This window comes from Biomaibacter sp. TOL, assembly GCF_059717795.1.
On the sequence record NZ_AP046092.1, the window covers coordinates 1,940,766 to 1,964,371 of the forward strand.

The window sequence follows — 23,606 nt, forward strand, 5'->3', positions numbered from 1 at the left end:
TGATATATCTTCTTATCTTTTCTTATTGGATTTCCTCCATGCATAAATTATATTTCATCTTATATCCAAAATAATCATTTTTATCGGCCCATTCACACATCATATCGAGGATGGATATAATTTCCCTGCCCTTTGAGCGGAAAACGGGATTCGAACCCGCGACTTAGTTTCTACACCGGGATCATTAAATTACATGTTGCAGTATTTAGTATCGCAACATATTTCTGGCATTAGCTTTGCCTTGAATAAATTCAACTGGTTTTATGAGTAAGGCTATTCTTTTTTATCACATCCCATTTACCATCTCTTTTTAATAAGGTAAAACTTATTTTGGAGCAATATTGCCCATATCTACCGGGCTGCGTAACAATAACGGTTTCTCCGGATTTATTTTTGTACCTATGCTCCGGAATATTAACATGGGTATGTGCCGCAACAATAACATCGATGCCGGTGGTACTTTGTGCCAGTTCTTTAATCCTGTTGCCGGGATTTTTAAATTTTGATGATTCTTCGCCGGCGTGAACCACGGCTATGACGATATCTGCCCCACTATATCTCATGCATTCAGGCCACTTTTTGTTGTTGACTTCCTGAACCATATCCGTCAATTCCAAAGTCCCCTTATATTGTGGCAAATCTTTTAATTCTCTAGCACCGTTAGATTCTCCAACTTGCTTGATAGTAAGGCCCAGGATACCAACCTTTACAACTCCCCGGTCCGTTTCTACTTCTTTTATAATATAGGGATTGACATAATTGACTTTGTAATTGTTTAATATAGTATATAAGTTGGCTGACAGAACCGGTATATTATAATCCGTAAAATCCAAAATCAATTCGTCCAAATAATCCTTATTGTTCGACACAAATTCATGATTTCCCAGCACTACAGCATCATATCCCTGTTTAGCCATTTCCCGTACAATTGGCGGCATCCTCCGCTGATGGTTTCTGTTAGGGCCGCATATATTGAACCATTGGCGCATCGGTATACTGCTGATGTCTCCGTTGTCCGCGTCGTAAAAATCCCCGGCATCTACCAGAATCAGGTTTCTGTCCTTAATTCTCTCCTCCTGTATATATTGGGCAAGTTTGGCCGGAATTCCTCCATGTAAATCAGCGGTTGCAAGAACGGTAAGATTGACTTCAGGATTTTGTAAAGAAAGGCCTGTGGTTTTGATTGCCCCGAGCTTTACAAATATAATCAGTGCAGCAATAAGTCCGGCCAATGCAAACCCCTGGATCATTCGGCTGCGCATTGTTTATTTCTCCTTTCTAACTCCCTCGCGACTTTCTCCATTGGCTCCGATGTATCGTTTTCAGCATGCCTTAAAGCTTCAATTTCATCCGGTGATAATTCCTCATCTTCTTCCGGGACACTTTCAAGAAATTCTTTCAAGGCTTTTTTTCTCTTTTCATATAATAAATACTCCACGAAATTCAACGCTTCTTTTTTATCCTCATCAGGTAATTTTTTCAGTAGCTCAAAAATCCTTTCCTGTGGTATGCTCATATTTAAAACCTCCATGAAATTATTTCAAGAATATTATATCACAGTCCATGCATATCTGCATTCTCCCAGAGTTTTAACATATCATTAATGGCCTGAACATCTGCAAAATCTTTGCTATAATCTTGAAAAATAACTTTTCATTTACTATTCGTGTCGCCAGCGGTAGCAGGGGAATGGAGGGTTAAGGTGATAAAAACTTTATGAGATATTGAGAAATGGCAACAAAAAAGGGCTCCGATTTTTAGCTAAAATCTCGGAACCCTTGATTTTTCTGGAGCGGAAAACGGGATTCGAACCCGCGACCCTCGGCTTGGGAAGCCGATGCTCTACCACTGAGCTACTTCCGCAAATTAGTTTAACTATTTTAATTATAACAAAATAAATGAATTAGTCAAGGTTCAAAACAAACACCCTCCACTTCGGCATGCGGCTTTCGCGTGACCTCAGATTTCATATCTGCTGCTTCTACTTAACCGCCGAAGGCGGATTTTTTTGAAATATTAAAAATAATATAGGCATAGTTATATATCTATACCGAAAATTTTATTTTCATTGATTTTGGTGACCCCGGCGGGATTCGAACCCACGTTACCGCCGTGAAAGGGCGATGTCTTAACCACTTGACCACGGGGCCACAAATGGTGAGCCATCCGCGACTCGAACGCGGGACACCCTGATTAAAAGTCAGGTGCTCTGCCGACTGAGCTAATGGCTCACACAAAACGCAAATATAATACTACTATAAAACAATCAAACTGTCAACCCATACTTTCTGCATCTTTTTTAAAATGCATAGAAAAGCAAAAGATATACCTTAATATAGGGCTTTCCGCAATGCATTTCAAAAAACTACCACTGTTAAATTAATTATAAATGTCAGCTTTTTTACATTCAGCACCGCATCTATTCGATAAGGTTATTACCATCACCATATCTCCGAAGTTCTTGCCGGTTTTGTAAAGTGATTTTACGGCTTCCCAGACTTTTTCATCTTCTCCGCGCAGCAGGGTGCTCATCGGGTTTAAGTCCACTTCAATGCCTTTTTCCGGCAAACTTTTGACAGCTTCAAGCACTATTTTTTCATAATCCTTTGTTCCCAAAGGGTATAGAGACACCTGACACGACATCATGATATATTCCCCCTAAAATAACTTCACCAGTTCATAACCCTGTTCTCTGGCCGGTCCTACCGACACAAAAGATATTTCTGTACCGGTCAGTTCTTTTATCCTTTCCACATAATCCTTAAGGCTTTGAGGCAGTTCATCATATCCAGAAGCGCCGGATATGTCTTCGGGCCAGCCGGGGAATTCTTCGTACACGGGCGTGCATTCCGCCAGTACATTGAGGCTTGCGGGAAATTCTTTTAGAATCTGCCCCCTGTATTCGTATCCCGTACAGATTTTAACTTTTTCAAGGCCGCCGAGGGTGTCGAGCTTGGTTATGGCTATGTGCGAAAGGCCGTTCACCCTCACCGCAAACCTGAGTATCACCGCATCAAGCCATCCGCAGCGGCGGGGCCTACCGGTGGTGGTGCCGTATTCATAACCTTTTTCTCTGATGTAATCTCCAACGGAATCAAAAAGCTCGGTGGGGAAAGGCCCCTTGCCCACTCTTGTGGTGTAGGCCTTCACAACGCCCACCACGCTGTCTATCAATGTGGGGCCCACACCGGCCCCTATGCACACGCCTCCGGCTATGGGGTGGGATGAAGTGACATAGGGATATGTGCCCAGGTCCACATCAAGCAAAGTCCCCTGAGCGCCCTCATAGAGTATGTTCCTGCCCGCTTTTGCAGCCTCATATATGATTACCGTAGTATCGCAGACCATGGGTTTTATCTTTTCGGCAGCCTTCAGGTAACTTTCCAGCAGCGGGCCCTTTTCAAACCCTTTTACCCCGTAAACCCTTTCCAGAAGGTAATTCTTCGCTTCAAGGTTCTGCTCCAGCTTTTCCTCAAAAAGCCGAGGATCCATAAGATCGCACATGCGGATACCCATTCTTTCCGCTTTGTCTATATAGGCGGGGCCTATGCCCTTGCGGGTGGTGCCCAGTTCATAGGCCCCTTTCCTTTTTTCGGCAAGATCGTCAAGAAGCACGTGATAGGGCATGATGATATGGGCTCTGTCGCTGATTCGAAGGGCGTCTACTTCAACGCCGTTTTGTTCAAGATAATCCAGCTCTTCTATAAGGCCCAAAGGGTCGATCACCACGCCGTTGCCTATGATGCACGTGGTGCCCGGGTGCAATATACCGGAGGGGACAAGGTGCAGTTTGTACCGCTTTGATTCCACTTCCACCGTGTGCCCCGCATTGTTCCCTCCCTGATAGCGCACCACCACGTCCGCCTTTCGGGCAAGATAATCGGTAATACGCCCCTTGCCTTCGTCGCCCCACTGGGCGCCAACCACTACTACACCCGCCATTGAAGTCACTCCTAACTTAAAAATAGTATATGTTGGATTTTCCGCACAAAAGATGCAGGAAACCCCTTTTGTTAAATCATTTATTTATTCTATTCAGTATCTCCCTGGCCACCACCACTCCAGAAGCGGACGCCTGAGCCAGCCCCCTGGTTACCCCCGCACCGTCGCCTGCGGCAAAAAGGTTTTTAATCTGGGTTTCCAGAGATGAACTCAAAGCAGGCCTTGAAGAATAAAATTTGACTTCCGCCCCGTAAAGCAGAGTATGGTTGGAATACACGCCAGGGGCCAGTTTATCCATGGCCTGCAGCATTTCAAGTATGCTTACAAGATGCCGGTAGGGAAATACCAGGCTCAGATCCCCCGGCGTGGCCTCCTTCAAGGTCGGTTCCACAAGGCCCCTTTTGATTCTCTCCGGTGTAGACCTCCTGCCGGATAAAAGGTCTCCCAGGCGCTGCACCAGCACGCCCCCGCCCAGCATGTTTGCAAGAGCGGCTATGTATTTGCCGTAGGAAATGGGTTCCCGGAAAGGTTCGGTGAAAGTCTTGCTCACCAAAAGGGCGAAATTGGTATTGGAAGTCTTTCTGTCCGAATAACTGTGGCCGTTGACGGTGATGAGGCCGCTGTTGTTTTCCATGACCACCTCGCCGTATGGATTCATGCAAAATGTCCTTACCCTGTCGTCAAAGGATTTGGAATAATATATGAGTTTGGACTCATAAACCGCATCCGTAATATGTTCCATCACGACGGCAGGCACTTCCACCCGGACACCTATGTCCACAGGATTTATGCTCATGTCAAGTTTAAGGCGCGCCGCTTCTTTCGCAAACCATTCGGCACCTTCCCGGCCCGGAACCGAAACAATATATTTTGCGTGGAATACTTCCCCGTTTTCTGCGACAATGCCTGCGGCTTTTCCGTCTTCCACCAAGATGGTTTTCGCCTCAGTGGAAGTTTTTATCTCCACCTTTGTATCAAGGTAGCTTCGCATTTCCTTGAGTATGTTCCAGCACTTTTCCGTTCCCAGGTGCTTCACTCTGGCGGGAATCAGCCTGAGATCCGCCGTAGCGGCTTTTTGCTGTATCTCCCTGATCACAGGGCTGTCGGTGCCATGGACAATATCGGTGGCGCCGAAACTCAAAAATATTTTATCAACATATGCTATAAGTTCCGCCACTTCGCTTTTTGGCATGTATTCGTCAAGCCAACCGCCAAATTCGGTGGTAAGGGTGAGTTTGCCGTCACTGAAAGCCCCGGCTCCGCCCCATCCATTTACTATAGAACATGGAACGCAGTGGCGGCACGGCACATTTTTTTCCTTCGAAGGGCAGAATCTCCCCTCTATGTCCTTTCCTTTTTCAAGAATCAGCACCGATATCCCCGGTGCTTTATCAACAAGCTCCAGGGCGGTAAAAATCCCTGCGGGCCCGGCTCCGACAATAATAACGTCATATTCTTCGGGCATAAGATCCCTCTTTTCCCGCTTGATTTTGCAGCAATAATAATAATATCAAAGTGTCAGTCTAAAGTCAACACAAAATCCGAATAATATATTTATATATATAATAATAATTCGTAAAGCGGCGAACATTAGGGGCGTTATAAATTAATTTAAAACATAATCTAAAATATTATTATTTTCGGTGCTGGTTCCGGCTTCGGCTCCGGGCTAATCTCCGGTGGAAAAAACCTTCCGCGCCTGCAGCAAGCTATGCATATTGATTTTTCCATTTTGAGATACTATAAGAGAAAGTATGATTCGAGGAGGCAGTGAATCATGATCAGGACAATTACCGTAACTGACGTGAACCAATATTCCGTAAAGCCTCTGGATTTAGGATTCGACGCCGAGGCGGCGGAAGAGATGATTCCGAAAACCGGCATCGCCAGGGGTAAAATCATAAAGACGTCAGGAGAATTTTCTGGCACCAGCAGGCCGAACCTCATGTTATATCCAGGAGAATAGTCACCGTTTTTCCAGTCTATTTAACTATTATATGCTGAATGTCAATGAAAACAGCTCCTTTTCAGTCACTATTCGGCACAATAAAATAATAGCACAAATAAGAGCCGAATTCCATCGGCTCTTTGATATAACGCTACATACGATTCTGATTTAAAAAGTCGCTTCCCTGCCGGAGACGGACCGGCAGCGGACTTTGTTTCTGCATCAGAATTACATATCAGAATTACATACTTGTTATAATAACATCCGCAAATTCTGAAGTCTTAACCTCTTTTGCCCCTTCCATCTGCCTGGCCAAGTCGTGGGTCACGATTTTTTTGGAAATGGCCGTTTCAAGCCCCCGCAAAATCATTCCGGCTGCTTCCCTCCACCCCATGTACTCAAGCATCATTACGGCGGTCAGGATAAGCGAACCGGGATTTGCCTTGCCGGTACCGGCAATGTCGGGAGCCGAACCGTGAGTTGCCTCAAAAAGTGCGACAAAATCTCCTATATTCGCCCCGGGAGCCATGCCGAGGCCGCCCACCTGGGCTGCCGCCGCATCGGAAAGATAATCGCCGTTTAAGTTGGGAGTAACGATGACGTCATATTCCGATGGGCGAAGCAGCATCTGCTGGAACATGTTGTCCGCAATGCGGTCCTTTACAACTATTTTGCCTTCAGGCGCATTGCCTCCATACGATAAAAGTTCTTCTTCAGTCAAGATTTTGTCTTTAAATTCTTTTTTCGCAATGTCATAACACCAGTTTTTAAAACTTCCCTCGGTATACTTCATTATATTTCCTTTATGGACTATGGTGACCGATTTACGCTCGTTCTCCACTGCAAAGTTCAATGCTTTGCGCATTATTCGCTCCGATGCGGCTTTCGATATATATTTTATGCCAATCCCCGCATCTTCCGGGACATCGCAGCCCATATGGGCGTTTAAAAATTCCCTGGTCTTTTCTGCCTCTTTGCTTCCGGCCTGCCATTCTATGCCGGCATATATGTCCTCGGTGTTTTCCCTGAACACCACCACATCCACTTGTTCCGGATGGAGCACCGGGCTTGGGACACCGGGAATCCATTTAACGGGCCTCACACAGGCATAGAGGTCCAGTTCCTGGCGAAGAGTGACATTTATGCTCCTGAACCCCCCTCCTACCGGAGTGGTGAGAGGACCCTTGATGGCAATGATATATTCACGAATAGCATCAACGGTTTCTTCGGGCAGCCATTGGCCTGTGAGATGAAAAGCCTTCTCCCCTGCCAGTATCTCCTTCCATTCGATACTGCGTCGGCCCCCATAAGCTTTTTTTACCGCTGCATCCACCACTTTCCTGGTGGCCCGCCAGATGTCAGGCCCCGTGCCATCACCTTCGATGAAGGGAATGATTGGATTGTCAGGAATTATAAGTTTTCCGTCTCTTACATATACTTTATCAGACATAAAATCACATCCTTTTCTCCATGTCCTTTTGTGAGTCAGTGAGTCAGGGGACGGTTCCTTGACTCACCAAATGAGTCAAGGAACCGTCCCCTGACTCACTGACTCATGTCATCACCACTTTCCTAAATGTTAACCTGTTCATTTGCTTTTTCCTGCAAAATTCAGCAGTCCTCCCGCCAGGATTATCTCCTTCTGGCGGTCGGAGAGGTTGAGCTTGACTTTAAAGGTCCTGCCGCGGGTTACGTTTTTCACCTCAATGGTATCGGAAAAAAGTTTCTCCCGGGCATTTTCAATAACAAGCTCATCTCCATTTCTGCCAACTGCTTGATTTATCTCATCATAATCCCTCTCATCCTCAAAAGTGAGGGGCAGGATGCCGAAGTTTATGAGATTTTGCCTGTGTATCCTGGCAAAGGATTTGGCGATAACGGCTTTTATTCCAAGATATAATGGTGCCAGTGCCGCATGCTCCCGGCTGGAGCCCTGGCCGTAGTTTGCTCCACCCACTATGAATCCGCCGCCAGCCTTCTCGGCCCTATCCGGGAAGGTAGGGTCCAACGCCTCGAAACAGTGCTTTGAAATTGCAGGAATATTGGAGCGCAGGGGTAGTATCTTTGCCCCGGCGGGCATGATGTGGTCGGTAGTTATGTTGTCTCCAACCTTAAGCAACACCCTGCCTCTTATTTCATCAGGCAACGGTTCCGCTTTAGGCAAAGGCTTAATGTTCGGCCCTCTCAAAATCTCCACATTACTTCCATCTACAGGTGGTGGGATAATCATGCGATCATCTGTTGCAAATTTTTCAGGCATTTCTACTACAATAGGTTCTTCCAGGGTCCGGGGGTCTGTTATGATACCGGTGATGGCAGATGCCGCTGCGGTCTCTACGCTTACCAGATACACTTTTGCATCCCTGGTGCCGCTCCTTCCCTCGAAGTTCCGGTTGGAAGTCCTGAGGGATACTGCCCCTGTAGCAGGAGCCTGACCCACACCCACGCAGGGCCCACAGGCGCACTCCAGTATCCTGGCGCCCGCCGCCACGATGTCGGCGAGAGCTCCGTTTTTGGACAGCATAAATAATACCTGCTTTGAACCCGGAGCCACCACCAGACTCACATTGGGAGCAATGGTTTTTCCCTTTAAAATCTTTGACACTTTCATCAAATCTACATATGAAGAATTGGTGCAGCTTCCTATAAAAACCTGATCCACCTTTTGTCCTGCCACTTCCGAAACCTTTTTAACATTATCGGGGCTGTGGGGTAGGGCAATAAGAGGCTCCAATTCATCTAGATTAATGTCTATTACTTCATCATATTCGGCATCAGGGTCAGCATCAAGAGGGATAAAAGCATCTCCTCTCCCCTGGGCCTCGAGAAATCTTCTGGTGACTTCGTCGCTGGGGAATATGGATGATGTGGCTCCCAGTTCGGCACCCATGTTGGTGATGGTGGCTCTTTCGGGGACGCTCAGGGACTTTACGCCGTCACCGCTATACTCCATGATTTTGCCTACCCCACCTTTGACAGAAAGCCGTCTTAGTACTTCCAGTATAATGTCTTTTGCTGTCACCCACGGTGCAAGTTTACCGTGAAGCCTTATGTTTACAACTTTGGGCATGTTGAGGTAAAATGGATGCCCTGCCATAGCCATGGCCACATCCAGGCCTCCTGCTCCTATGGCCAGCATTCCCAGGCCACCGCCGGTAGGAGTGTGGCTGTCGGAGCCTAGCAGAGTCTTGCCGGGCACGCCGAATCTTTCCAGGTGAACCTGATGGCATATGCCGTTGCCCGCTCTGGAAAAATGCACCCCGAACTTTGCGGCAGCGGTCTGAAGGAACCTATGGTCATCGGCGTTTTCAAAGCCGGTCTGGAGGGTGTTATGGTCCACATAGCTTACCGAAAGCTCGGTCTTTACCCTGGGAATTCCTATGGCCTCAAACTCAAGGTATGCCATGGTCCCGGTAGCGTCCTGGGTGAGGGTCTGGTCTATCCTTATAGCGATTTCTTCACCGGGAATCATACTACCTTCGACCAGATGAGATTTGATGATTTTCTGTGTAAGATTCATCGCCAAATTGCATCCCTCTTTCAATTTTTTATTATTTAATTTTGTAGTATATATTGAATATTATAAAATGTATACGGGATACTTTAATATAATATATATAATATAACTCAACTTTCGCAGATCAAACTATAACTACAAACCTTGATAAATCAATAAAAATAAGCAAACAAAAATGCAAGGAGCTTCCTTTTGTGATATAATGGAATTGGACAAAATATACAAGAAAGGAAGATCCTTGCAATGTCCATTATATCACATTATAACGAAAATGAAAACCGCTTTTCCTCAACTGTCGACAATTTTTTAAAAGAAAATCGCATAGGGTTCCTACTAAAACAGAGCAATTTCTATAAGGAAAAGGGAATTTCATGCTATGCTGTTTTCAAGTTCCTGTTCACTCTTGTATTCTCCGGTAAGAATCTTTACAGGATTCTGGAGTCGCAAAATTCCAATTTGCCCTTTGCCAAGGATGTCATATATAGATTCCTGAACTCTATATATTATAACTGGCAGAAGTTTCTTATGTTGCTGGCATCATCCATAATCCGCAGCAAGTTGGTAGGTTTGACATCGGACAACCGTGTCAATGTCCTAATAATAGACGATTCTGTATACAGTAGGAATAGAAGCAAGGTTGTCGAACTTTTAGCCAGAGTAAGAGACCATGTGGCACAAAAATACGTTAAGGGGTTCAGACTTCTCACCCTTGGATGGTCTGATGGAAATACCTTCATCCCGCTCGGCTTCAACCTCTTGAGTGCACAAACTTCTGAAAACAGGTTGCAACCTATGAACAGTGAAATCGATAAAAGGAGCATAGGCTACAAGCGCCGAATTTCTTCACTCGCGAAAGAAACCGATGCCATGATAGACCTGCTAAAACAGGCAGTGGAGAATAACATCCCTGCAAAATATGTGCTGTTTGATAGCTGGTTTACTTACCCAAGCATATTGTTGAAGATCCTCGGATTAAACCTCCACGTCATAGCCATGGTTAAGAACATGAAGAAAATTTATTACAGTTTTCAAGGCAAAAGAATGAGCCTTCAGTCTATATATTCTTGCGTAAGAAAAAAACGCGGTAAGGCAAAGATACTTTCATCAGTTGTAGTTGGTATCGGCACTGACAATGATGGTAATGAAGTTCTTGCAAAGATTGTATTTGTAAGGGATCGCAACAGATCTCGCAACTGGCTTGCCATTATTTCTACAGATACAACGCTTTCTGACGAAGAAATCATAAGGATATATGGCAAGCGCTGGGATATTGAGATATTTTTCAAGATATGCAAGTCTTACCTTAGTCTTGCAAAAGAGTTTCAGGGGCGTTCTTATGATTCCATTGTTGCCCATACTACTATTGTTTTTGCAAGGTACATCATGCTGGCTGTTGAAAACCGCAATAACAAGGATTTGCGGACTATAGGAGGCTTGTTCTATTACTTCTGTGATGAGCTTCAGGATATAAAGTTCATGGAAGCTTTGCAGCTATTGATTGATGCTCTTAAGACTGCTTTGCGTGAAAAGCTCGTGCTTTCAAAGGAAGCAATCAGTGAGTTTTTAGATTATTTTATGTCTTGTCTGCCCACTTTCCTTAAGGAAAAGTTGGCACTTTGTTCCTGCGAAAGTTGAGTAATATAATATATATTAAATAATTCATTCCCGCTCATTTTCATTTATTTTGAATGTCTTCAGATAAGACTCCAGGGCCTTTTGAAGATGCTCTTCAACCAGCCTTTTCGCCCTCGCCGCATCCCTGTCGATGACCGCCTGAAGAATCTCCCGGTGGTCTTTTAATACCGATATTTTTCTTTCTTTCCTGCTCATGGTGATCATTCTGAAGCGTTTAAGATATTCTTTATAAGTGTTTATAAGATTAATAAGGCGGGGCATCTTGCACGACTTCATTAAAATGTCGTTAAACTCCTGGGAAGTATTGAAAAGGTCTTCGGTTTCGTCCTCTTCGGTTAAGGCCGCCATTTCTTCAATTAAAACTTTGAGCTTTTTTATCTCTTTTTCGGTAATGTTTTTAACGGTGTACGTTATTGCGAGAGCTTCCAGGGCCTGCCTGATAGAATATATTTCTATTATATCTTCGGGGCTGAATCCCTTAACTACCACTCCTTTGCGGGGCACGTGCTTGATTAAGCCTTCAGTTTCAAGTTTTCGGAGAGCCTCCCGGATAGGAGTCCTGCTGACCCTCATTTTCTCTGCAAGATCCTTTTCAACCAGCCTGTCGCCGGGTTTCAACTCCCCGTCGAAAATTGCCTGTCGTATGGACTCATAAATCATTTCCCTTATGGGTTTTATATTTGAGACATTGAATGATTCAAGAGCGCCGCTCATTATTTCACCTCGATAATCTTTTATTATATGCCTATTGCCTCCGGGAGAGCTTCTACAGTTAGAGTCATCAGACTTTTATCGGAAATATTTCGTGATGCATCCCGCATCCGGGATACATTTTATAATATTCTATATAATTCTACGTATAATTTTAAATTCCTGCAAACCTGACAAAATATTTTTTTCACAATATAAAAGAATAAAAAGAGCCTCCGCTTTTTTACGGAGGCTGAAATTATCTTATTCCCTTACACACCTCATCAGTCGCTTTTCATCAAGCACTATTATCTTTTGCCTGTCCATATCTATTATCCCATTCTTTTTCATTTCACTCAAAACTCGGGTGAAGGTCTCCCGGGAAGTGCCCACCAGCGCAGCCATCTCCTGGCGGGTAAAGGGCAGTTCCACCTCGATGCCGCTTTCGGTCTTTTGCCCGTAGTCAAGGCAGATCTTGTGGAGCATGCAGGCAGTCCTGTCGTAGGTATCCCTGAAGGCCAGGTTTTTTATCTGTTCCTGTGTTTCCCTGAGGCGGTTTGCCATTATTTTAATGATCTTCAGGGCTATGTGCGAGTTCTGCCATATCAGGTTTTCCAGGTCCCGGTTTTTTATAAATCCTACCACCGAGTCTTCCACAGTCTCGGCGCTGGCCGGATAGGATCCACCGCCCAGGAGCACGGCTTCCGCAAAAACATCACCCTTCTGGAAGATGTGGAGTATGTATTCCCGTCCCTCCTCATCGGATTTGTATATTTTTATCCTGCCGGATTTAATGAAGTAGACCGCCTCTCCCGGATCGCCCTCCTGGAAAATCACCACACCTTTTCTGTATCTTACTGCCTGCACCAATTCCTTGATTTCCCCCAGTTCCTCATCAGAAAGCCCCGAAAAAATGGGGATTTTCTTTAGTATATCAGTATCCAACATATGGCTTTAGAAGCCCCCTTTGAAAGTTTTAAGGCGGCAGTGTAATGGAAGCAAATATATCGAACTTCCAAATTCGAACTTCGAATCAGCCGGCCTGAGTCTGGCGGAATTTTTCTATGCTGGCGAACTTGGTGAACCTGGACAGCCACACCAGTTCCACTATACCCGTGGGACCGTTTCGCTGCTTGGCTATGATGACTTCGGCAATGTTCTTTTTCTCGGTGTCGGGGTTATAGTAATCGTCTCTGTATAAAAATGCCACTACATCCGAGTCCTGCTCCTGGCTGCCGGATTCCCGCAAATCACTCAGGATGGGGCGATGGTCGGACCTTATTTCCGGCGCCCTGGAAAGCTGGGAAAGCGCAACAACCGGCACAGAAAGTTCCCTGGCCAGCGCTTTCAGGGATCTGGAAATATCGGATATCTCCTGCTGGCGGTTCTCGGAATTGCCCTTTCCAGACATTAGCTGAAGATAGTCTATCATTATGAGGCCCAGGCCCTTTTCAGCCTTGAGCCTGCGGGCTTTTGCCCGCAGCTCCAGCGATGTGATTCCCGGCGTGTCGTCTATGAATATGGGGGCCTGGGATAGCGGCCCCATCGCCCTGGCCAGGCGCGGCCAATCATCTTCCTCCAGCCTTCCGGTGCGAAGCTTATGGCTGTCCACATTGGATTCAGCGCAGAGAAGCCTTTGTACAAGCTGTTCCTTTGACATTTCAAGGCTGAAAATAGCCACAGGGACTTTGTATCTTATGGCCGCATTGGCGGCAATGTTGAGTGCAAAGGAAGTCTTGCCCATGCTGGGCCTTGCCGCAATCAATATCAAATCGGACGGCTGCAGGCCCGAGGTCATTTCATCCAGGTCGGGGAATCCCGTGGGCACGCCGGTGATGCCCCCTTCGGAATTGTAAAGTTCCTCTATGCGTTCAAAGGTGGAGAGTAAAATGTCTTTTATATGATAAAAATTTTCAACTCTTCTTTTCTGTACAATCTCAAAAATCATCCGCTCGGCTTCATCCAGCACCTGTTCGGCGTCTTCCCTGGAATCATAAGCCATGGACATAATCTGGGACGATGTGGTAATCAGTCGCCGCAGCAGCGCCTTTTCTTCGACTATGCTGCAGTAGTAGGCTATGTTGGCCGCCGTGGGCACAGTTTCGGTTAGGGTAGTAAGATATGAAACGCCCCCGATCTGCTCCAGCAGCTTCCTTGAGCGGAGGGCTTCGGTAACGGTAATCAGGTCCACGGGTTCCCGGTTTTCATTGAGTTCCACAAGCACTTCAAATATCTTACGATGGGACTCCTTGTAAAAATCCTCGCTTTTCAGGCGCTCTACCGCCACAAAAATGGCTTCTTTTGAAAGCAGCATGGAGCCCAGTACCGACTGTTCCGCTTCCAGACTGTATGGAGGAACTTTCAAATTATCCACGGGAATCACCCTTCTATTATTTTAAAATGTATCTTTGTTTCCACTTCAGGAGCAAGTTTAACGGTCGCTTCATAGTCTCCCACGGATTTTATCGGATTTAAAAGTTCGATTTTCCTTTTATCTATATCAATATTGTACTGGCTTTTCAGCGCGTCAGAAATATCTTTGGAGGTGATGGAGCCAAAGAGTTTGCCCTGTTCTCCGGCTTTAACCTTCAGCGTCAAGTGGGTTTTTGAAAGCATTTCAGCCTGCTTTATCGCATTCTGTTTTTCTTTTTGTTTCTTTTTCTCCTGTGCCCTCTTTTCCTGCTCCAGTTGTTTCAAACTCGATTCGGTGGCTTCCATCGCCAGTTTCCTGGGGAGCAGATAATTTCTGGCGTACCCTTCGGCAACATTAATAATTTCGCCTTTTTTGCCCACATCTTTAACATCGCTTAGCATTATGACCTTCATGCAGTTTCACCCTCTTTCAAATACTCAAAAATAGCGGTTCTCAATTTTTCCAGCGCCTCTTCAATACCCGCAACTTTTAATTGGGCGCCGGCTACTGTCATGTGCCCGCCGCCGCCGAGTTTTTCCAGAACCCTCTGTACATTCATATTTCCCAGCGATCTGGCGCTTATAGAAATGCCGTCATCGGTGGGGACCAGCACGAAAGACGCGTATATGCCTTTTATCTCCAGAAGACTGTTTGCGGCCTGGGCAGCTGACAAAGACGGGTTTTTAGGTTTTTCAAGATAATAGGAAATCGCTATATGGTCAAAATATATCCGGGCCCTTTTCACCACTTCCGCCCTGGCGTTGACAGTCTCTATATCCTCCTGGAACAGTTTATAAACTACCGTGGGGTCCGCGCCCATACGCCTGAGATAAGATGCGGCTTCAAAGGTCCTGACCCCTGTCTTGAAGGAAAAGTTTCCGGTGTCTACTGCAATACCCGAGAGCAGGGCCGTGGCCGAAAGCGGGGAAAGCTTTATTTCATCTCCCATATATTCCAGCATTTCTGTTACCATCTCGCTTGTGGAAGATGCATAAGGTTCCAGATACACCAGGAACGCTTTGTCAATAAATTCCTCACCCCGCCGGTGGTGGTCTATCACCACTACCTTCTCGGCTCTTTGCAGCATTTTCTGCGAAAGGCAAAAAGAAGGTCTGTGAGTGTCTGTAACTACCACCAGGGTTTTTTTTGTCATTTTCTCGAGAGCGTCATACTCTTTTATAAAAACTTTGCCCATCTCTTCATCACCCAGCAAAAGGTCCATCAGGGACTCCACAGAAGGGCTCTGCTCTGGTGAAAGCAGGATATATCCCGGTTTCCCCAGCCCTTTTGCCGCCGTCACTATCCCCACGCTTGCTCCAAGGGCGTCCATGTCCAGAAATACATGACCCAATGCCATAACCATGTCCGACTCTTCGATTAAATCCCTGAGAGCGTGGGAGATGACTCTGGCCCTCACCCTGCTGTATTTTTCCAATTCTTTGGTCTTTCCGCCGAAAAAGTGCGTTTTCCCTCCGGCCTTTATCACAACCTGGTCCCCGCCCCGGCCCAGGCAAAGTTCCAGAGCGTTCAGAGCCGACCTGCTCGTTTCCAGAACCGTATTCTGCCCGTAGGCTATGCCGATGCTGAGGGTCACCGCTATGGCGGGGCCCACCTTCAATTCTTTTATCTCCTCGAGGATGGAAAACCTACCTTCTTCCGCCCGATCTAGCTCCTTTTTGCTAAATACGGCCACGAATTTATCGCTTTCATATTTCCTGATAAAACCGTTGTACCCCTGGACCCACTGGGTAATGATCTTGTCGATCCTGGCCAGAAGCTCGGGTCGGTTTTCATCTGGACAAACTGCCATTATATCGTCAAAATTGTCCACCTGTATGTATGCCAGCGCCAATCTCTCTTCGCCAAGCCTCCGGGCCAGTTCATGTGATTGAGTCATTTCCTCCGCATTCACCGAAGGCGCTCCGGAACCTGTAAGAGTCGGCCTCTCCCGCACAGGGTTTTTCGTCATGTCGACGGTAAAAATTAAAAGCAAAACAAACACGGGCAGCAGTGCGATGGACACCCGGAAGTTTACGAAGAAAAATGCGACCATTTCCGCAAACAGGATCAGCGCACACAGCCAGAGTATATTCAACTTTCGACGGCTCGTCAAATCCAGTCCCCCTCAAAAAAATACTGATTAATTTATATATGGCGGAAATTGAACAAAATATCGAACATTCCCGCCCACATCACCAGCTGGGACACCAGAGGATTGAAGAAAATCAACAGTACGAACAAAACCCGCAGGATCTTCGTCACATTAAAGCGGCCCATGTAGTAAGCCACAAGTGAAAATCCTTCGATGATAAACGCAAACCCGAAAATCAGCTGGAGATTTGTGCCGACGGATTTTAAAATCCCCAGCGGCCAGTAGTATTCCAGCAGATTCAAAAGCACTCCCAGAAGGAAAAAAAACACCGTGTATTCGGGAAGCCTCCACAGCCAGAAAGGTGTGAAATCCTCCAGTTTCTGGCCCAGACGGGAAAGTATAAGTTTGGTCACCTGATAGTTCAGAAATGCCGACACGATTGATGACATTACAAGCAGCGCCGGAATGGCCAGAGTAAGGAAATCAAGAATCTTTCCATAACTTTCCACAATCTGTTTTACAGTCTCAGGGCTCACGCCCATGTTTTTATACATGTTCCCAACCATCGCTATGGAATCCCTCATTGCAGAAAGCTCCGCTTTCATCGGGTTGAAGCCCATGAGGTAAATCGTCGTCACAATAAGTGCCACTTCGGACACGAGAGAAGCGGCGCCGCTTATTAACAGCACCCTGTAGGGGCTGAATTTTTTCCTTATCGCCCACCCCATAACAACACCCAGCAGTCCAAAACCGAGGACCACATTAAAAGATTGCACAGGCCCCTGCAGCATGGCTACGGCTATCCCCGCCACTGCTGTGGCAAGTATGCTGGTCCTCATTCCGTGCCTGATCCCAAGAATGACTATAGGAACAGGCCATATCAGGCTGGCAAATACGCCCAGAACCGGCACATAAAGAGCGATAAGGCTGATTATAATGGTTATGGCGGAAAGCATGGCTCCCTCTACCATTGATCTGGTGTTTGCAGGCCCCATTTAGCCTCCTCCTTTTGCTTAAAAAAAGAGAGGGAAGACCCTCTCTATTCTGCGGTAAATGGCAACAGGGCAATGTTTCTCGCCCTTTTAATGGCTATAGTAAGCTGTCTTTGATGCTTTGCACAATTGCCGGTGATTCTACGGGGCAGGATCTTGCCTCGTTCCGTTATGAATTTTCTCAGGCGATTGTACTCTTTATAGTCGATAGATTCCACTTTGTCCATGCAAAAACTGCATACCTTTTTCTTTTTGACCTTTTTCTGTTTAAACCCACCTTCTGTTTTCATCAAAATGGCACCTCATTTCCTCCAATATCTTCATGTTCGCCGCTATCAAAATCCAGATCCGCATCTATGCTGTCAAAATCCGGTTCGGAACCGGCAGTCTTAGGTCTGTCCAAAAACTTCACTTCGTCGGCAACCACTTCCGTAATGGACCTGCGCTGGCCCTCCGGGGTGTCATAAGACCTTACCTGCAGCCTTCCGGAAACCGCCACCTGGCGCCCCTTCCTGAGGTTGTTGGCGCAGGTTTCAGCCAGCTTTCTCCAGGCCACGATCCTGATAAAGTCTGCTTCCCTTTCCCCTTTTTGATTCACAAAGGGCCTGTCAACCGCCAGCGTGAAAGTGACCACGGGCACGCTGTTTGCGGGTGTATACCGGAGTTCTGGGTCTCTTGTGAGCCTGCCTATCAAAATGACTCTGTTCAAGGCTTTCACCTCTTATTTCTCTTTTTTTACGATGAGGTATCTCATGAGCCCGCCAGTTATCTTGAAGACCCTTTCCAGGTCCCGGGCTGCATCGGGATTTGAGCTGAAGTTCATCAGAACATAGTAGCCCTCCCGGCGGTGATTGATTGGATAGGCAAGCCTTTTCTTGCCCCATTCGTCAATCTCCTGCACGCTGCCCCCTTTTTCTTCAATGACCCCTTTGAACTTGTCCACCAGCTGTTTTATGGTATCTGTGTCCAGTTCGGGATCGATGATGTAAAGGGTTTCGTAATCTCTCATTTTTTTCACCTCCATGGACTTTAGGCCCCGGTGTGCCGGAGCAGAGATGTTCGGACGTATTATATCATTTATCGGGGGGTTTTTCAAGGTCTTCGGTCTGCCTGCGGCTCACTATTTTTCTGGCGGACTTTTCGAATTTGGACCGGGGAATCATAACCTTTCTGCCGCAGCCCAGGCACTTTATGCCAAAATCCATGCCCACGCGCCAGATCTCCCACTCGTCGCTGCCACAGGGATGCTTTTTTTTCATTTTTACAACATCGCCTACAAAATAGTTCAAGAGCCTTCATCCTCTCTTTCGGTGCCCTTTTTTATATATACTACCCTTGGGTAGGGAATTTCTATATTTTCTTTAGCAAACCTGTCCATTACGGCCTTCCGGATATCTCTTTCAACGCTCCATTGCTGCATGGGAACGGTCCTGGCCAGTATTGTCACTACCACTTCGGAAGAACCCAATTTTGTGACTCCCAGCACAATGGGTCCTTCCACTATATCGTCCCTTTTGTTTCTCACTTCCCTGCATACTTCTTCCAGAACCTCCAGAACCCTGTCTATGTCTTCTTCATACGCAACTCCGATTTCCACCATCGCCCGCATGGAACCTCTGGAATGGTTAGTCACACGGGTTATCTCTCCGTTGGGGATTATATGGAGCTGGCCTCCGAAGTCACGAAGCCTGGTGCTCTTGATGCCTATATCTTCCACTATGCCGGCGACGCCTGCGGTTTCCACATAGTCTCCCACTCTGTAGTGGTCTTCGAAGATTATAAAAAAGCCCGAAATTACGTCTTTTACAAGATTCTGGGCTCCGAAGCCCACCGCAAGACCTCCGATGCCGGCGGCCGTCAGCAGCGATTCAGTTCGGATACCCAGGAGTTCCAGGAGATTTATTAAGACGACAAAATAAGTCACATACCGAACTATGCTCTTTAAAAGACCGGTCAAAGTCTTCCTCTTATTTTCGCTCATTGGCAGTTTGTCGGAACGTTTCATTAAAAAGAGTCTATCTATAAAGCCTTCGCTGAATTTTATAGCCAAAAAAGCAAGAACAATGATAACCGCGGCTCTCGCTACCGGCACCGCAAAGGGCGGAAGTCCGCTTATTAGATCATTGTAAGTCTGCATGATATCGGACATAAAACCACGACCTTTCTTAATTATCAGAAGCCGGAGGTCAGAGGTGAAAGGTCAGACAAAAATTATAAACATAAGGTCCTCTTGCCGGTAGTTTTTTCCACGATTTCAAACATGTTGGTGACCTTGCCCACTCTGAGCTTTTCCTTAAGACTGTAATAATCGAGACATGTGCCGCAGGATAGGATTTCTATGCCCCTTTTTTCCAGTTCTGCCAGAGTATCCAGCAAGTCCGACCCTTCGGTAGTGAGGAATACTCCGCTGTTCACGAAAAGTATGGCTGAGGGCAGATGGGAGGCCTCCCTGAGTGTATGTATGTAGTTTTTTAATAGAATTTTCCCCAGTTCTTCGGCTCCACTGCCCAGAGTATTTTTGGAGATGAAGATTATATAATCATCATTTGTAGAAAGTAACGGTTTTTTAGCTCTCGCCTCATCCTCGTGCCGCTTCGGAACTTTATCGATCTCGCCTTTTTCTATGGTGATCTCAAATCCCCCTGCCCTTTGCTCAACAAGAAACTGTAAATTCTGGCTTTTTGCCAGCTTCACCACATTGTCCCTGGATATTTCATTGTCCACAGCGGTGACCACTATACCGCTTTCCATGGAATCCAGAGCCTTTTTTGTCAGGATTACAGGTTCCGGGCACGCCTTCCCTCGGGCATCCACAAAAACTTCCATAATATAAGACCTCCTCAAATTAATTTTACCACAACTGGCGTTATGAAGTCCAAAAACTTCAGACGCATCAATATATACGACCCGTTGAGCCCTCTGGAAAGCCAGCTGGCAGGCCACGCCATCAAAAACGGCGAGAGCACTGCGTACATAAGAGCGACCCCTACGGCTGACCGGACCAGCCCGAATACAAGCCCCAGAAGCCGGTTGATAGGAGTGAGATTTGTGAGTCTGACAAGGCTGTTCAAAAAGAATGCGGGAATCAAAAACAGCACCTGTATGCCCGCAAATATCATGAAAAATCCTATGGCGCTCAGAGCCATATCGACGATGTGGCCAAGTCCCACGGCTCCCACCGCTTCCACGCCCGTTTCTGAAACCCGGGGCATGTTGAGCATTGCTCTCAAGACCGGTTCAAGCTCAAGGTGAGCTTTTAAAAAGTTGATCGCCACATCCCGGTAGAATATACCCGCATAAAGGGCTACAATTACCCCGGCCATTTTAAATGCGGAGAGTATGAGGCCCTTTGAAAAACCTTCAATAGCACTCGACAAAAAAATTGTCAGCAAAAATATGTCTACCCAGTTCATAACGCATTACCTCCAGAGATGTCAATAAGGCTGGAGCCGTCGTCACGGTTTAATATTATGCGAGAATTGTCGACTATGTCAACATTCCTTACGCTTCCAAAATTTATGCAGTAAACGAGCATGCCTTCCCGGGACAGCGCCAGTATTTTATCGTCATAAACTATATACACAAATTCTCCGGATTTTTTTATATTAAGCGGCGGTTTTTCCATTGCATAAGACCATTTGATTTGACAGTCCGGGTCCAGCATGATAATTTTAGGCGCAAGCTCTGAAGTCAACTTTGCCTCCCTCTGATTTACCGCCACCGCAACATAGCCGTCATGACCTATGTCGGCCCGCAAAACGGCCTCTTTAAAAATGTATTCACGTATCACACGGCCTTGAAAATCCAGCTTAAAAACCCTGTCCTCAGCCACCGCTTCCACTCCGTCGGGAACAAATTCCAGGCAGAGCATAATCACCGGCCGTTTTATCTCCCACAGCACGTTTCCTTCAGAATTTATAAAAACCATTTTGCCCGATAGGTTTTCATCCATCAAATTCAGCACCGTGTAAGAGCCGGATCTGGAGGTTCGGCCAGAAATGGTTCGACCTTCCAGAGGAATCTGCCAGAGGACCGCTCCCTTTGTATTCATGAGAGCGGCATATTCTTTTTTCTGAAATTCTCCGGAAAAAAGTATATAATCTCCATCAAAACACAAAACTTCAGGATTTCCTATAAAGTTCTCTTTTTGAAATACAAGCTCCCCCGCCGCACTCCACATCCTTATGATGCCGTCTTCCGCCGTTACAAAGCCTTTCGGGCCCATCCACAGCAGCTCTTTTTGCTCGAGGTTTTTTTGCCATGTCGCTCTGCCGCTGCCGTCCACCCTCTTTATGACACCCCTGTCATAGTTGAAAAAGCCTCCGTCGTCGGTACGGACCAATCTCCCTGAAAGCGAAAATATTTCTCGGGTTTTTTGAGTTCTGAAGAGGGTATTTTTTGAAAAGCCGATGGGGTTTGAATCCGTGATAATCATCAACACAATCACGAGAACAAGTAAAATTCCGCCGGACATCATGTAATTTGCGGGAATTTTGCGGTCCACCATTTTCACCTCCCCGACATCAGGAAGTAAAGCGCCGCTCCAATCATTATGCCGAATATCCACCAGTATTTACCAAACTTTTGCCTGTTTGACCCCGTCATCTCCGTATCTTCATAATATTCGCGCTGGCGACGGCTCTCCAGACTGATGGATTTTTTATAATAACTTACATATTTGTCTATTTTTTTCTTCTTCTTATATATCACAGCCATATTGTTGTAGGGCACGGGATTGTCAGGATCCATCGCAGCAGCTTTTTTGTAATATTCTTCGGCTTTATCCATGTCCCCGGCTTCAAAATATATATTGCCCAGGTTGCTGGCTGCGGATGAATAATCAGGTTTGAGTTCCAGAGCTTTAAAAAACATCTTTTTCGCCTCTTCAAATTCCCCGCGCCGGGCGCTTATTACACCCAGCTTGTTGTAAGCTTCCGCGTTGGTGGGCTCGCGTTTTATCAACATGTTAAAAAGCTCTTCTGCCCTGTCATATTCGCCGAGATTCATCAACTTCTTGCCTTGCGACATCAAGTCCTCTGTCATACCGGATGCCAGATGACGAATCTTTCACCCGGAAAATTCTCATCTGGCCTTTTCACCTCATCTCTTAAATTACCTATCGGCTTATCGGATGCCATATGCCGGATTAAGTTGATTCCCCTTCGGCAAATCTTTCTATTCTGAATTCCGACTTCAGACCTCCGGCCTCCGTTATATATTATATCATTCTATTTTTAAACTAAAAAACCTCCTGCATATAAGCAAAAAAACAAAAAAAATCCCGATAATTCCAAACAAGGGGTAAATCAAGCCGATCATTCCGGAAAACCCCCGGGCGGTAAAAGGCATTCCCAAAAACAGGCTGAAAAGAGCGCGATGGAAAGCTATACGCAATTTCCGGGAAACGCTCTGAGCAAAGGCAAAACCGAAAGAAAGAGCCGTGGTAAGCATGGCGCACAGCAGGATAACAATGGAAAGCCAGTATAATTCTTTATTCAGTGCAGAGGCGATATGCATAAGAGGTATCTCTACCCCGGACAGTTCTGAAAAATGGACCGATGTAGAAAGATACAACAAAAGCGCCATGACGAACAATGTGCCGGAAGCTATGAAGCTTGCTCCGCAGGCGGCCTTCCGCCTTTTGGTGAAAGTGCCGAGAGAAGAAAGCACAACACATCCCGAGGTCATATTGAAACTGACATAGATAAGTGCGGAAAACAGCCATCCGCTCCTTGAGGGCAGGGCCATATCCATGAAATATGAAATGTCGCGAAAACCTTTCAGACTGTTGAAAGAAATTAAAAAAGTGAGAACCACCATTATCGGAACAATCACTTTGCTAAACTCCGCAAGGCCATCGGCCCCGTTATTAAGCCACAACACGCAGCCTGTGCACAAAACGATAACCGCCGCAAAATAGGGGACCCTCACGCTTTCCCAAAGCACGGCCCCGCACCCGGAAAGCATTACGTGGTAGCCTCCAAGCAAAAACAAATCCGATATAACTTCGAAAATCATCATCAATTTTTTTCCGGCATACGGCAGCAGTATATCCCTAATGGAGACCGACTGGTTTTTTATGGCCAGGCTCAGTATGCATTTGCCCAGGAGAAAGAACAGTGCGCAGCTTAGCGCAATACCCGCCAGCCCCTTTCTGCCGTAAGCCGTAAAAAACCGCATTATTTCCTGCCCCGAGGCAAACCCCGCCCCAATGATTGTGCCGGCATAGATGAATCCCAGGTTTATCTCATCTCTTATATCCATGAAACCGCCTCCCGCAGATCATCAATTACATTCGCAATATCCTATGATTAAAATGCGAATGTATGACACATAATTCTAAGGAATACTAAATTATGGAATCACATATAATCATA

25 protein-coding genes and 3 tRNA genes are annotated in these 23,606 nt (G+C 46.2%); 2 read left to right on the plus strand and 26 right to left on the minus strand.

Annotated elements, in window-relative coordinates; translation table 11 throughout:
• Positions 1 to 251 precede the first annotated feature (251 nt).
• From AC6I1H_RS09730 to AC6I1H_RS09765, 8 genes are all read right to left on the minus strand, one after another.
• Complete coding sequence (locus AC6I1H_RS09730) at positions 252 to 1,262, minus strand: metallophosphoesterase (protein WP_497737401.1); 1,011 nt, start codon at positions 1,260 to 1,262, stop codon at positions 252 to 254.
• Positions 1,247 to 1,516: a hypothetical protein gene (locus AC6I1H_RS09735; RefSeq protein WP_497737402.1), complete on the minus strand. Its 270-nt coding sequence runs from the start codon at positions 1,514 to 1,516 to the stop codon at positions 1,247 to 1,249. The genes AC6I1H_RS09730 and AC6I1H_RS09735 overlap by 16 nt, the downstream gene beginning before the upstream one ends.
• Before the next feature lie 272 nt (positions 1,517 to 1,788).
• A tRNA-Gly gene (locus AC6I1H_RS09740) sits at positions 1,789 to 1,863 on the minus strand.
• Positions 1,864 to 2,075: 212 nt separating this feature from the next.
• Positions 2,076 to 2,150 (minus strand) — tRNA-Glu (locus tag AC6I1H_RS09745).
• A 5-nt stretch (positions 2,151 to 2,155) separates the two neighbouring features.
• Positions 2,156 to 2,231: transfer RNA gene (locus AC6I1H_RS09750), tRNA-Lys, on the minus strand.
• A 148-nt stretch (positions 2,232 to 2,379) separates the two neighbouring features.
• Positions 2,380 to 2,646, minus strand: coding sequence for a YkoF family thiamine/hydroxymethylpyrimidine-binding protein (locus tag AC6I1H_RS09755; protein ID WP_497737403.1), 267 nt, complete (start codon positions 2,644 to 2,646; stop codon positions 2,380 to 2,382).
• Positions 2,647 to 2,658: 12 nt separating this feature from the next.
• Complete coding sequence (locus tag AC6I1H_RS09760; protein ID WP_497737404.1) at positions 2,659 to 3,942, minus strand: adenylosuccinate synthase; 1,284 nt, start codon at positions 3,940 to 3,942, stop codon at positions 2,659 to 2,661.
• Between the two features lie 76 nt (positions 3,943 to 4,018).
• A complete protein-coding gene (locus AC6I1H_RS09765) occupies positions 4,019 to 5,407 on the minus strand; it encodes an NAD(P)/FAD-dependent oxidoreductase (protein ID WP_497737405.1) in 1,389 nt (462 codons plus the stop codon).
• 312 nt (positions 5,408 to 5,719) lie between these two features.
• Here AC6I1H_RS09765 and AC6I1H_RS09770 point away from each other — a divergent pair, with 312 nt between their 5' ends.
• Positions 5,720 to 5,908: a hypothetical protein gene (locus AC6I1H_RS09770; RefSeq protein WP_497737406.1), complete on the plus strand. Its 189-nt coding sequence runs from the start codon at positions 5,720 to 5,722 to the stop codon at positions 5,906 to 5,908.
• A 223-nt stretch (positions 5,909 to 6,131) separates the two neighbouring features.
• Here AC6I1H_RS09770 and icd read toward each other — a convergent pair whose 3' ends face one another.
• Together icd and AC6I1H_RS09780 are read right to left on the minus strand one after the other, a co-directional pair.
• A complete protein-coding gene (gene icd, locus AC6I1H_RS09775; RefSeq protein ID WP_497737407.1) occupies positions 6,132 to 7,340 on the minus strand; it encodes an isocitrate dehydrogenase (NADP(+)) in 1,209 nt (402 codons plus the stop codon).
• 138 nt (positions 7,341 to 7,478) lie between these two features.
• A complete protein-coding gene (locus tag AC6I1H_RS09780) occupies positions 7,479 to 9,410 on the minus strand; it encodes an aconitate hydratase (protein ID WP_497737408.1) in 1,932 nt (643 codons plus the stop codon).
• Between the two features lie 240 nt (positions 9,411 to 9,650).
• On the opposite strand from AC6I1H_RS09780, the gene AC6I1H_RS09785 reads away from it, so the two are divergent.
• A complete protein-coding gene (locus tag AC6I1H_RS09785) occupies positions 9,651 to 11,042 on the plus strand; it encodes an IS4 family transposase (RefSeq protein ID WP_497737409.1) in 1,392 nt (463 codons plus the stop codon).
• A 24-nt stretch (positions 11,043 to 11,066) separates the two neighbouring features.
• Here the strand turns inward: AC6I1H_RS09785 and AC6I1H_RS09790 are convergent, their stop codons facing one another.
• The 16 genes from AC6I1H_RS09790 to AC6I1H_RS09865 all read right to left on the minus strand — a co-directional run bounded on the left by AC6I1H_RS09790 (position 11,067) and on the right by AC6I1H_RS09865 (position 23,493).
• A complete protein-coding gene (locus tag AC6I1H_RS09790; RefSeq protein WP_497737410.1) occupies positions 11,067 to 11,756 on the minus strand; it encodes a GntR family transcriptional regulator in 690 nt (229 codons plus the stop codon).
• A 240-nt stretch (positions 11,757 to 11,996) separates the two neighbouring features.
• On the minus strand, positions 11,997 to 12,680 hold the full coding sequence (locus tag AC6I1H_RS09795; RefSeq protein ID WP_497737411.1) for a Crp/Fnr family transcriptional regulator: 684 nt from the start codon (positions 12,678 to 12,680) through the stop codon (positions 11,997 to 11,999).
• A gap of 85 nt (positions 12,681 to 12,765) precedes the next feature.
• Entirely contained in the window at positions 12,766 to 14,106 is a 1,341-nt protein-coding gene (gene dnaB / locus AC6I1H_RS09800; RefSeq protein WP_497737412.1) for a replicative DNA helicase, read from the minus strand.
• 5 nt (positions 14,107 to 14,111) lie between these two features.
• Positions 14,112 to 14,558, minus strand: coding sequence for a 50S ribosomal protein L9 (gene rplI / locus AC6I1H_RS09805; protein ID WP_497737413.1), 447 nt, complete (start codon positions 14,556 to 14,558; stop codon positions 14,112 to 14,114).
• Complete coding sequence (locus AC6I1H_RS09810; RefSeq protein WP_497737414.1) at positions 14,555 to 16,258, minus strand: DHH family phosphoesterase; 1,704 nt, start codon at positions 16,256 to 16,258, stop codon at positions 14,555 to 14,557. Before AC6I1H_RS09810 ends, rplI begins: the two co-directional genes overlap by 4 nt.
• A 32-nt stretch (positions 16,259 to 16,290) precedes the next feature.
• Entirely contained in the window at positions 16,291 to 17,232 is a 942-nt protein-coding gene (locus AC6I1H_RS09815; RefSeq protein ID WP_497737415.1) for a YybS family protein, read from the minus strand.
• A gap of 44 nt (positions 17,233 to 17,276) precedes the next feature.
• Positions 17,277 to 17,519, minus strand: coding sequence for a 30S ribosomal protein S18 (gene rpsR, locus AC6I1H_RS09820; protein WP_497740758.1), 243 nt, complete (start codon positions 17,517 to 17,519; stop codon positions 17,277 to 17,279).
• Positions 17,519 to 17,938, minus strand: coding sequence for a single-stranded DNA-binding protein (locus AC6I1H_RS09825; protein ID WP_497737416.1), 420 nt, complete (start codon positions 17,936 to 17,938; stop codon positions 17,519 to 17,521). Before AC6I1H_RS09825 ends, rpsR begins: the two co-directional genes overlap by 1 nt.
• Positions 17,939 to 17,950: 12 nt before the next feature.
• Entirely contained in the window at positions 17,951 to 18,238 is a 288-nt protein-coding gene (gene rpsF, locus AC6I1H_RS09830) for a 30S ribosomal protein S6 (protein ID WP_497737417.1), read from the minus strand.
• 64 nt (positions 18,239 to 18,302) lie between these two features.
• Entirely contained in the window at positions 18,303 to 18,488 is a 186-nt protein-coding gene (locus AC6I1H_RS09835) for a DUF951 domain-containing protein (RefSeq protein WP_497740759.1), read from the minus strand.
• A gap of 26 nt (positions 18,489 to 18,514) precedes the next feature.
• Positions 18,515 to 19,378 carry a mechanosensitive ion channel family protein gene (locus AC6I1H_RS09840; RefSeq protein WP_497737418.1) on the minus strand — a complete coding sequence of 288 codons (864 nt, stop codon included), beginning with the start codon at positions 19,376 to 19,378 and terminating at the stop codon, positions 18,515 to 18,517.
• Positions 19,379 to 19,440: 62 nt separating this feature from the next.
• A complete protein-coding gene (yedF, locus tag AC6I1H_RS09845; protein WP_497737419.1) occupies positions 19,441 to 20,055 on the minus strand; it encodes a sulfurtransferase-like selenium metabolism protein YedF in 615 nt (204 codons plus the stop codon).
• A gap of 14 nt (positions 20,056 to 20,069) precedes the next feature.
• A complete protein-coding gene (locus AC6I1H_RS09850) occupies positions 20,070 to 20,642 on the minus strand; it encodes a CvpA family protein (RefSeq protein ID WP_497737420.1) in 573 nt (190 codons plus the stop codon).
• Entirely contained in the window at positions 20,639 to 21,736 is a 1,098-nt protein-coding gene (locus AC6I1H_RS09855; protein ID WP_497737421.1) for a PQQ-binding-like beta-propeller repeat protein, read from the minus strand. The genes AC6I1H_RS09850 and AC6I1H_RS09855 overlap by 4 nt, the downstream gene beginning before the upstream one ends.
• A 2-nt stretch (positions 21,737 to 21,738) precedes the next feature.
• Positions 21,739 to 22,257 (minus strand): tetratricopeptide repeat protein, encoded by a 519-nt coding sequence (locus AC6I1H_RS09860; protein WP_497737422.1) that lies wholly within the window; start codon positions 22,255 to 22,257, stop codon positions 21,739 to 21,741.
• Between the two features lie 195 nt (positions 22,258 to 22,452).
• Positions 22,453 to 23,493: a YkvI family membrane protein gene (locus AC6I1H_RS09865; RefSeq protein WP_497737423.1), complete on the minus strand. Its 1,041-nt coding sequence runs from the start codon at positions 23,491 to 23,493 to the stop codon at positions 22,453 to 22,455.
• Positions 23,494 to 23,606 lie beyond the last annotated feature (113 nt).